The organism is Bradyrhizobium sp. Crot121 (genome assembly GCF_059512385.1).
The window spans coordinates 1-10,233 of sequence record NZ_JCAMOR010000137.1; the positions used below are offsets into that span (position 1 = coordinate 1).

Annotated in this window: 7 protein-coding genes and 2 pseudogenes; 5 read left to right on the forward strand and 4 right to left on the reverse strand. The window is 65.4% G+C overall.

Annotated features, from left to right (window positions below; all coding sequences use genetic code 11):
• Window positions 1–74: 74 nt before the first annotated feature.
• Window positions 75–1,301: pseudogene (locus tag AC5ZGW_RS43910) on the forward strand (MFS transporter); the annotation flags it as partial.
• Window positions 1,302–1,413: 112 nt separating this feature from the next.
• Here the strand turns inward: AC5ZGW_RS43910 and AC5ZGW_RS43915 are convergent.
• The 4 genes from AC5ZGW_RS43915 to traA are packed head-to-tail and all read right to left on the reverse strand — an operon-like array spanning window position 1,414 to window position 7,016.
• On the reverse strand, window positions 1,414–2,034 hold the full coding sequence (locus AC5ZGW_RS43915; RefSeq protein WP_130230493.1) for a TraH family protein: 621 nt from the start codon (window positions 2,032–2,034) through the stop codon (window positions 1,414–1,416).
• 11 nt (window positions 2,035–2,045) lie between these two features.
• The gene (locus AC5ZGW_RS43920; protein ID WP_130230495.1) at window positions 2,046–3,158 is read right to left on the reverse strand and encodes a conjugal transfer protein TraB; all 1,113 of its coding nucleotides are present in this window, start codon (window positions 3,156–3,158) and stop codon (window positions 2,046–2,048) included.
• Between the two features lie 19 nt (window positions 3,159–3,177).
• Window positions 3,178–3,711, reverse strand: coding sequence for a conjugative transfer signal peptidase TraF (gene traF / locus AC5ZGW_RS43925; RefSeq protein ID WP_130230497.1), 534 nt, complete (start codon window positions 3,709–3,711; stop codon window positions 3,178–3,180).
• On the reverse strand, window positions 3,708–7,016 hold the full coding sequence (traA, locus tag AC5ZGW_RS43930; RefSeq protein ID WP_130230499.1) for a Ti-type conjugative transfer relaxase TraA: 3,309 nt from the start codon (window positions 7,014–7,016) through the stop codon (window positions 3,708–3,710). Before traA ends, traF begins: the two co-directional genes overlap by 4 nt.
• A gap of 247 nt (window positions 7,017–7,263) precedes the next feature.
• On the opposite strand from traA, the gene traC reads away from it, so the two are divergent.
• The 4 genes and pseudogenes from traC to AC5ZGW_RS43950 form a co-directional block, all read left to right on the forward strand.
• Window positions 7,264–7,524, forward strand: coding sequence for a conjugal transfer protein TraC (gene traC / locus AC5ZGW_RS43935; RefSeq protein ID WP_130230501.1), 261 nt, complete (start codon window positions 7,264–7,266; stop codon window positions 7,522–7,524).
• Between the two features lie 4 nt (window positions 7,525–7,528).
• Window positions 7,529–7,744, forward strand: a complete 216-nt coding sequence (traD, locus tag AC5ZGW_RS43940) for a type IV conjugative transfer system coupling protein TraD (protein ID WP_130230503.1) — start codon at window positions 7,529–7,531, stop codon at window positions 7,742–7,744.
• Complete coding sequence (gene traG, locus AC5ZGW_RS43945; RefSeq protein ID WP_130230505.1) at window positions 7,731–9,653, forward strand: Ti-type conjugative transfer system protein TraG; 1,923 nt, start codon at window positions 7,731–7,733, stop codon at window positions 9,651–9,653. Before traD ends, traG begins: the two co-directional genes overlap by 14 nt.
• Before the next feature lie 178 nt (window positions 9,654–9,831).
• Window positions 9,832–10,233 (forward strand): annotated as a pseudogene (locus AC5ZGW_RS43950) (transposase); the annotation flags it as partial.

Consider the following 10,233-nt stretch of genomic DNA (forward strand, 5'->3'; position numbering starts at 1 on the left):
TAGAAAAGGATCAGGAGCGATCAGTTTCCAACTAACAAGCCGGTTCAACCGGTCCCGCTCCGCGGGTCCATTTCAGTGGCGCCGCGATGTGGGGGCCCGCCTGGCAGGCGGCGGTCAGCGAGCAGGTGCCAGCCCAAGCTCTGCCAGCCGCCGTCGCGCTCAATGGAATCAGTTACAACATTGCACGGAGCGTAGGTCCGGCAATCGGTGGCATCATTGTGGCCACTGCAGGGACCTTTGCGGCGTTCGCACTCAATGCCGTGTCCTATCTGCCGCTCATCGCCGCGCTCTATCTGTGGAAGCGCGCGACTGAGCGCTCGCGCCTGCCACCAGAACGGCTCGACCGCGCGATTCTTTTAGGCGTCCGGTACATTGCGAACTCACCCCCGATCATGCTCGTGTTGATCCGCACGATCATTGTGGGCTTGATCAGTGGAGTGATTCTCGCGCTCTTGCCGCTGGTAGCGCGCGATCTCCTCCTTGGCAGCGCACCAACATACGGTCTGATGCTAGGCGCCTTTGGCGCGGGAGCTGTCATCGGAGCGGCAAATATCGGGTTGGTGCGCAAGCACTTGAGCGCTGAAGCAGCGATGCGATGCTGCGCGCTCGCTATGGGCACGGGCATTGCTGTTATGGCATTCAGCCGAAATCCAGTGATCGCCGGACTGGGACTGGTGGTGGCTGGTGCTGGGTGGACCCTCTGTTGGACTCTGTTGAACGTTGGCGTACAGCTTTCTGCGCCCCGCTGGGTCGCAGCACGGTCTCTGGCAGCCTATCAAGCGGCCTCAGCCGATGGGCTGGCGCTCGGCAGCTGGGCTTGGGGGCATTTGGCGGAGGTCGCTGGTGTCGAAACTGCCCTCCTCGTTGCCGCCGCGTTGATGGTTGCATCGCCACTGGTCGGCCTGCGGCTACGGATGCCGCCCGTGAGGGCGCGTGTGGAAGAGGGAAGCCTCCTTGAGGACCCAAAGGTGCTGGTGCCCATCACCGGGCGCGACGGACCTGTTGTGATCGAGATCGAATATCGGGTTGTGCAGAGAAACGCGCCTGGGTTTCGGGAGGTTATACAGCAACTTCGGCTCGTCCGGCAGCGTAACGGCGCCTACGGCTGGTCGATCGCGCGAAACATGGCGGATCCAGATGTGTGGATCGAGCGCTATCACTTCCACACATGGCACGACTACCTGCGCCAGCGCAACCGCTCCACTCAGGCTGAGCGAGCACTGGAAGGCCGCGTCATAAAAGAGTACCACGTCGGTCCAGGCGAGGTGCGTGTGCGCCGCACGATCGAGCGTTCGTTCGGATGAACTCCAGTGGCTCAACTGGAGTTGAGCACAGGCTACTCGCGGATGGGGAGCGCTGCCACTATTAGATCGTGGCGCCTTTCCGACCGAGGTCATTGCTATCCGCAAAGGCCTATTTCGGCTTGCTGACGCCAATGCCCGTCAGATCGATCCTGATGCCTGCCCTGTTGGGATCATCCGGCTTCTTGTCCTGTCGGGTCCCATCGTCCGGACGGCTCGTAGGCCTCGCCGCGTCACCATCCGCGGGTTTGTCGCCAGCCTCCGACCCCGCGTTGCGGGCTGGCAGGGCGCCGGGATCGGGCTCGTCGAATACATATTTCCCGTCGAAATACCCGGTTTTCCACGCGTCGATCGCATCGCCGAACGCCTCGTCGACCGGCGCGCCATACCATTTCGTGACGATGCGATAAACCTTGCCGAACAGTGCGGTGCCCATCCTGATATTGGCGCAGGTATCGACCAGATCGGCCTTGAGTTCGGCGACATCGGTGACGCCGAGCCCGACCGGATATTGGGTCACGCCGACGCGGACCATCGCCTGGCCGACGTAACGGCGGACCAGCTCCACGGCATCATCCGGCGTCTTGGGCGGCGTCACCAGAATGACGCGGTTGCCGGTCCGGACGGTGACGGCGAGCGGATCGGATGCCCCGGCCGCGCGGATGAATTTCTCGATGATCGCGGGCTTCAGACCCGAATCGGCGCATTGATGAATGGTGGTGGCATCGATCATGCTGATCCCCTTCAGGTGTTGAACGAGAGCACGAGCGGCAGGGCGAACAGGCGCGCCCAGGCTTGTGTGCTGGCTCTCTGAATCGCGAGGACGTTGGTGCCGGCGGTCCACCAGTCGTTGCCGATCGCGACAAGCACGTCGGGCGACTGGAGCATCGACTGCAGGACGGGCCAGACGAGCAGTTGCTCGTAACAGATCAAGGGCGCGATGCGCCGGCTGACGGACTCGACGACGGGATTGCCGAAGAAGCTGGCCTTTGCCCCGCAAGCGAGCCAGGGTTGCCACATCGAGACCGGCACTGGCATGCGTTCGCCATAGAGCTGGCGTGCGCGGCCGGCGGCGATCTCCACCATGGCGTTGTCATAGCCTTCGCGATCGACGATCGCGGTACCGGCGATCACCGTCATCTCGGTGTTGCGCAGACCGTCCATCCAGAAGCCGCTCGTGGTCGGCGTCCACAGCCCGGCCGCACTCTCGGGAAGCAAGACAACGCGCGCGCCGGCCGCGCCCGCTTCGCAAACGCGCTGGAGAAGCGCCTCGGATTGATCGAGGTCCAGAGCCCGGCCGAGCGCGCTCCCAAGCCTGGTATCGAGGCCAGCCCATCCGGATGGTTGTGACGGCGCGATCCAGTGCGCGGCCGACCAGCTGGCCGCGGCGATCGCCGCGACGGGCCACTTGCCAGTCGTCATGGTGAGCAGGATCGCTCCGGTCGCGCCCAGTCCCCACCATCCCCAGCCGGGAAACAGAACGCCGGCCGCCGTGATCGGCTGCGCCCATCCAACGACCCCGAAAGGCGGCAGGCTCATCAAGACCGCCCGGAGCCCAAACCAAAGCGCCCTCTCCCATCCCGGCCGGCTTTGCCAAAGCGTGGCGTGAACAAGGACGAAGATGGCCGCCGCGCCGCTCCACAAGGCGATGCCGACGCCGAGATCAGTGCCGTAGAAATTGACGACGCCCCGCGGCAGCCCGCGCGATGCCGCAAGGAAATAGGCGGCGCTCACCACCGCTGAGATCGACCGTGACGGCGCGAACGCCCACAACGTCGGGAAGGCGCAGGCGAGCGGCAGGGCGAGCGCGTGACCGCACCAGGCAGCAGCCCCGACTGCAACCGCGGCGACAGCCATCGCGGCACCGCGACAGACGCTAGGGACCGAAGGTGAAGACGGGTCGGGCGAGGCCGAGAACGCCCGATGACGGGATCGGGCCGAAGTAGCGGGAATCATAGGAGCCTGCGAAATCAGAGTGGAGATAGGCGTCCCCCGCGGGGATGACGCCGCCGGCAAACGGCGCGAGAGGACGGCCGGCGGCATCGGTATGCCGGACATCGGAATCGGGGAGCTGACGGCCGTCGATCGAGACCTGATCAGCCACATCAACGTGTTGGCCGCCGACGGCGGCGATGGTCTTGACGAGTGGGCCTAAGCCACCGGCGCAAAGTCCGCGCCGGATGTAACCGCGCGCGAACGCGCGTTCGAACTCGGCTGTGACCGGCGGGCAGATGAAGACGAGATCGCCGGCGGCGGCCGGCCGATCCAGCGGCTCGATCCGCCACAGGCCGCGCGGATAGCTCGGCGTCATGTTGACGCGCAGCCCGGCGCACCAGCCGGCACCCGCCACGGCCAATAGGAGGCTGGAGCCGACCGCCAGGATGACCAGAAGGGAGCGCCGAATGGTCATTTCAGGGTCTGTCCCCGGCTCTGGGTCAGACGCTGCGCCTCGGCCTGTTTGAGCGCCTGCGCGGTGCGCTCCTGGGCGGCGAGCTGCTGTGCCGCACGCATGGCGGGCCAGGCTGCTTTCAGCTGCTCGCGCCGCGCCGGATCCATGCCGGCCGCCGCCTTCTCGAGGGTCTGCCCGTTGGGTTCTTCGGCGGCATTCGGCAGGAATGTGCGATCGCCAAAGCGCTCGGCGATGGCCTTGTTGAAACCGTCAATCTCCGCTTTCACCATCCGGTCGGCGAGCGCGAACTCGAGCGCGCTCGGGAGGTAATTGCGGTCGATGGCATCCCGTACGCGCTCGAGCACGCGATGCGCCTCGCGCGACACAGCGGGGATGTCGATCGCGACGCGATGCCGGTTCGCGCGTTCCTCGGCTTCATGCTTGTGCTCGGCCTCGACGCGCAGACGCAAGTAACGCTCGATGTCGCGCTTGAGCGCTGGCACATTGGCCTCGGCGCGTTGGCGCTTCTGCTTGTCGGCCTTGCCCGCCATCAGACCGGTCTTGCCGCGCAGCGCCCCGAAGGATTGCGGGCTCGTGGCGAGACGGGCGATCGTCGAAGTTGCCGCGGCGGAATCCTTTAGCATGGCGTCGAAGTTCGTCGCGCGGAACGCGCGCTCGGGATCGGCAAAGACGAGGCGGAAGCGGGTGGACACATCCTCCCACTGCTTCTTGATGGCGGGGTCGGCGAGGATCCTGTCCTCGACGGTGTCGATGAGGGATTTGGGGAACGTCGTCACCCCGGCGACCATGAGATTCGCCTCCTTGTGTGCGGTGCTGATGATGGGTCTACGGCCATTGACGAGGCCGAGTTTTTCGCCGAGCGCACGCAGCCGACGGCCGAGGTCGGCAAGGCGCTGCTTCTGGCTAACCGTCCAGCGCAGACGATCGTTCACGAGCGTGCGCGCCACCTTGACGATATGCAGTCCACGGTTCGCGGCAAAACGCGGCGCATCGCGATAGAGGCTGCCGCGTTCGTAATCGAGGGTGGTCTCCTTGGCCCGGCGCTGCGACAGGATCGGGATCAGGCCACCGGCCTTCTGGAACGAACGCCGGCCATAGTAGAGCGCCACATCCTCGCGATGGCGGGTCAGCGCGACATAGGTCAGGTGCTTGTCGAGGGACAGCGTTGCCAGCACCTTGACCCGGTCGACCGTCGCTCCTTGCGCCTTATGCACGGTCGTCGCATAGCCGTGGTCGATATTGCGATAGAAGCGCTGATCGACCTCGACGCGGCGGCGGCCCTCGCCCTCACCGATCTCGGCGACCAGGCGCGCCGGCTCGGCTTCCACGACCTTGCCGATCATGCCGTTCTTGACGCCAAGCAAGCCCTCGTTCTTCAGGAAGACGATCTGGTCGCCCGGCGCAAACCGGCGCTCGCCGTCCTCGGTCCGGAAGGCATGTCCCTCTTCGACGAGACCGCGCTCGACGAGTTTAGCCCGCGCCATTTCGTTCAGCGCGCGGACGTCGCGGCGCAGATGCGCCAGGATCAATGTTGACTTGGACGGATCGTAGTCGCGATTCCAATCGGCGATGAGATTGTCGATTGCCTGCGCCTTCAACTCCGGGCCGAACAGACGTCCGTGGTGACCATAGGCAGACAGGGCCTGCACCGTCCGGCCACGGGCAAGATCGAGCGAGGCGTCGCGCATCCATTGCTGGCGCTGGCGATAGATCGTCTCGAGCTCGGCATAGCCGATGCGTTCGACAATCGCGCGAAACGCCGCCCCCGCTTCGATCGGCTGGAGCTGCTCCGGATCGCCGACCAGGACGAGCTTCGCCCCCGCCTTTGACGCTGTTTCGACGAACAGCGCCATCTGCCGCGAGGCGACCATGCCGGCCTCGTCCAGGACAAAAACCGTTCGATCATCGAGGCCGTCCCGACCGCTCTTCCATCGCAATTCCCAGGAGGCGAGCGTGCGGGATTCGATGCCCGCGTCCTTCTCCAATCCCTCGGCCGCCTTGCCCGCCAAGGCGCCGCCAACCACGCGATAGCCTGCGGCCTCCCACACTTCGCGTGCGGCCCGCATCATCGTGGTTTTGCCTGCCCCAGCACGGCCGACAACCGCCGCAATCCTCTCTCCGGATGCCAACTGCTCGATGGCGGAGCGCTGCTCGGCCGAGAGGTTGGCGTGCCGCGCGGAGACGGCCGCGATGACCGGTGCCTTCACCGCGAAAGCCGTGCTGCCTGAGAGATGGACCGCGCGCCGTGCCATCTCCGCTTCGAGCCGGATCAGCTCGCGGGTCGTGTATTTTGCCGGCGCCCGCGCGCCCGTGGCGAAGTCGATCGACTCGCCTTCCAGCCGCAGCGCATCGGGGCTTTGCAGCACCCGCGCCATCAAGTGCTGGAATGTTCCGGCATCGTCGACATAGCGATGCAGGAGCTTGCCGACATCCCGCTCATCGAACACACTCTTTTCCCGCGAAATCATGTCGAGCACGATCTCCGGACGGCGCTGGATGCGCTTCAACGTCTCGGCCCGGTTCTCGTCGAAGACACGCAGCCGTTCGAGGTTGGGATCGCGTCCCTCGCGCTCCGCCCGGCGCTGGATGGCCTTGGCCGCGACGCCGATATGGGTGGTCGGCACGACGTCGATCCCGCGCTCGGCGTAGGACCGCCCATCGACCCGTATCTCGTGCCCGTTCAGGGCGAGATGCTGGTTTTGCAGGTCGAGCCAGCCATTGCGCTGCTCGAGGAACTCCTGTTTGTCGCCGGCCCAAAGACGATAGGCGATCTTGCCGGATTTCAGGCGCAGCGGCTGCCCGTCGTCTCCGATGGCCGCGACCCGCTTCGGCCCGAACCCGGTTTCCGTGAGAGGCCGCAGCGTCGTCATGAGGTGGACATGCGGATTGCCCGGCTCGTCATGATAGACCCAGTCCGCGACCTGCCCGCGCGACAGCACCTGCTCGATCACGAACTGGCGCATCAGCGTGATGTTCTGCTCGCTCGTCAGCTCGACGGGCAGCGCGATGATGAACTCCTTGGCGAACTGCGCATCCGCCCGCTTCTCGAAGGCCTCGACCTTGTTCCAGAAGGCCTCCGAGGCACCCGCAACGGAGCGATCGGCGATCATCGTCCGAAGCCAGGCGGGCGCGTCGGCCGGAACCAGGACTTCCTCGTGGATCATCCCGCGTTTGTTGGAATAGTCGACGGTGCGGCCCTCGGCCCCGAACTCCATCTTCGCGCAATGCCGGTAGGCCGCGGCCAGCACGGCGCTGCGGCCATCGCCGCGTCCGATGAGCTGGGGCGTGAAATGGGTGATGGCCACGGCTGGAGCGATCCTTAAGACGAGTGAACATGCCGTTCGTCGGGATCGGCCCGCGCATTTGGGGCGGAAGCAGGACGTCGCGTCAGCGACGTATTACTGCGCCCTTGGAAGCCGCTCCTTCGGAACGGCGGGATGATCTTCCAAAGCGTCGGCTTCGCCGACCCCGTTAATTACCCGGGTCGCGCTTCGCGCTCACCCCGGCTTTCCTGTCGGCTTCGCGCAGAACTGACAGGAAAGGTCTTCCGGAATGAAAAAGCCCTCGCGGCAGATCAGGGACGAAATCGCTCGGCTCCAGGACCAGCTAAAGCAGGCTGAAACGCGGGAGGCCGAGCGCATCGGGCGCATCGCGCTGAAGGCCGGGATGGGAGCAATCGAGATCGAGGAAGGCGCGCTGCTGTCGGCCTTCGAGGAGATCGCCGGCCGGTTTCGCAAGGGCAGCGGCCGAACCGCAAAGGCGGCCGCGGCCGTCGCGTCTGGCGCGTCTTCGGGCGTGGCTGAACAGGGCTGAACGCATGCGCCGGTCCGATGCCACAAACGCCCGCAAGAAGGACACGCGGGAGAAGATCGAGCTCGGCGGCCTGATCGCCAAGGCCGGGCTGCGCTACGAGAAGCGTGCGCTGCTGCTGGGATTGCTGATCGATGCCGCCGACCGTCTCCGCGGCAACGAGGCAGAACGCGAGCGCCTGACGGCGATCGGCGCGAAGGCGTTCGGTCATGAGAGCAAGTAAGATCGCCCTGGCGATCACGCCGGCCGTGCTGATGGCAGGCTTGTGCCTCGTCTTCACCGGCATCGAAGCGTGGCTTTCGAAGTTCGGGACAACCCCGAACGCGCGGCTGGCGCTCGGCCGGATCGGCATCACCCTGCCTTACGTGATCGCCGCGGCGATCGGCGTGATCTTCCTGTTCGCGGCGGCTGGTGCGACGGCGATTCGCTCGGCCGGTTGGAGCGTCGTGTTCGGCGGCCTGCTTGTGGTCGCGATCGCCGCCTCGCGCGAGATTGCGCGCCTCCACTCCTTCGCCAATGCCCTGCCGGCTGGAAACCGGCTTCTCGCTTATGCCGATCCCTCGACCATCATCGGAGCGATCATCGCTGCGTTCGCGGCCGTGTTCGGGCTGCGGGTGGCCATGAAGGGCAACGCCGCCTTCGCAGCCACAGCGCCGCGCCGCATTCGCGGCCAACGCGCCATCCATGGCGAGTCGGACTGGATGACGATGACCGAGGCTGCGCGGCTGTTCCCGGAGGCGGGTGGCATCGTGGTCGGGGAGCGCTATCGCGTCGATCGGGATGCGGTGGCCGACCAGTCCTTCCGCGCCGATGACGCCGAGGCATGGGGCGACGGCGGCAAGTCTGCTTTGCTCTGTTTCGATGCGTCCTTCGGCTCGTCGCACGGCATCGTGTTCGCCGGTTCCGGCGGCTTCAAGACAACATCCGTCACGGTGCCGACAGCGCTCAAATGGGGCAGCGGACTGGTCGTCCTCGACCCCTCTAACGAGGTCGCACCGATAGTCACGAGACACCGGCACGGGGCGGGTCGCCAGGTCTTCGTGCTCGACCCGCGCTCCTCGGCAATTGGCTTCAATGCGCTCGACTGGATCGGCCAGCACGGCGCAACCAAGGAAGAGGACATTGCCGCCGTCGCGTCATGGGTCATGACCGACAATCCGCGCCAGGGCTCGGCGCGGGACGACTTCTTTCGTGCCTCGGCGTTGCAGCTGCTGACGGCGTTGACCGCCGATGTCTGCCTGTCCGGTCACACGGAGAAGAAGGACCAGCACCTGCGCCAGGTCCGGGCCAACCTGTCCGAGCCGGAGCCGAAGCTGCGCCAGCGGCTTCAATCGATCTACGACAACTCGGAATCCGCCTTCGTGAAGGAGAATGTCGCGCCCTTCATCGCCATGACGCCGGAGACCTTCAGCGGCGTCTACGCCAACGCCGTGAAGGAAACCCACTGGCTCTCCTATGCCAACTATGCCGCGCTGGTGTCCGGGTCGAGCTTCACGACGGCCGAGCTCTCGGAGGGCCGGACGGACGTCTTCATCAATCTCGACCTGAAGACACTGGAGAACCACGCCGGCCTCGCCCGCGTCATCATCGGCGCGCTGCTTAACGCCATCTACAATCGCAATGGCGAAGTGACCGGCCGCACGCTGTTCCTGCTCGATGAGGTCGCCCGCCTCGGGTACTTACGCATTCTCGAAACTGCGCGCGACGCGGGTCGTAAATACGGCATCACCCTGCTGATGCTCTACCAGTCGATCGGCCAGATGCGCGAGGCCTATGGCGGCTGTGATGCCACCAGCAAGTGGTTCGAGAGTGCGTCCTGGATCTCGTTCTCGGCGATCAACGATCCCGAGACGGCGGACTACATCTCCAAGCGCTGCGGTGACACGACGGTCGAGGTTGATCAGCTGAGCCGGTCCTCGCAGATGTCGGGTTCCTCCCGGACGCGGTCCAAGCAGCTCGCGCGCCGGGCGCTCATGCTGCCGCATGAGGTGCTACGTATGCGGACGGACGAGCAGATCATCTTCACCGCCGGCAATCCGCCGCTACGCTGCGGCCGCGCCATCTGGTTCCGGCGCACCGACATGCGGGCGTGCGTCGGCGAGAACAGGTTCCATCGGAGAGAAGCTGGGTGAGCACCCAGAACCTAGCGTCGGGTTACCTGTTGCCTTATCTGGCAGCTTTTCCGGGAGCGGATCATGATAGAACGGAAAGGGACCGCGAGAACGCCGCGCGAACATTTCTGGCGAACCGCAGAAGACGAACTAGCATTACAGTTGCAATTGATTGAGGGTTCTGAATCCATGGGTGACCATGATTCGGGATCTGATGATTGGTGGTGCGTCGGTTGAAGATACGCTGACGCTGTGGGCTTCCTCGTTGCGAGATGCCAAGCAACGCATCCGTCCGCTGTTTACGCAGGAGCGGGTCGCGGCCTCGGCGGGGCAGTTTCTGGACGGACTGTTGGGCAACGAGCCGCGCAAGACGGGTTGGATGCGGGCGGAGGCGGCCGGCGATGCCGGCCCGTGGCGCCAGCAGGCGATTCTGGGCCGGGGGCAGTGGGATGCCGACGCGCTGCGCGACATTGTGCGTGAGTACGCACTGGAGACGCTTGGTGATGAGGACGCAGTCCTGGTCATTGAAACAGGGCAAGGCCTCGTGCGGGGTCGCACGCCAGTACACTGGCTCGGCGGGCAAGATCACCAATTGCCAGAT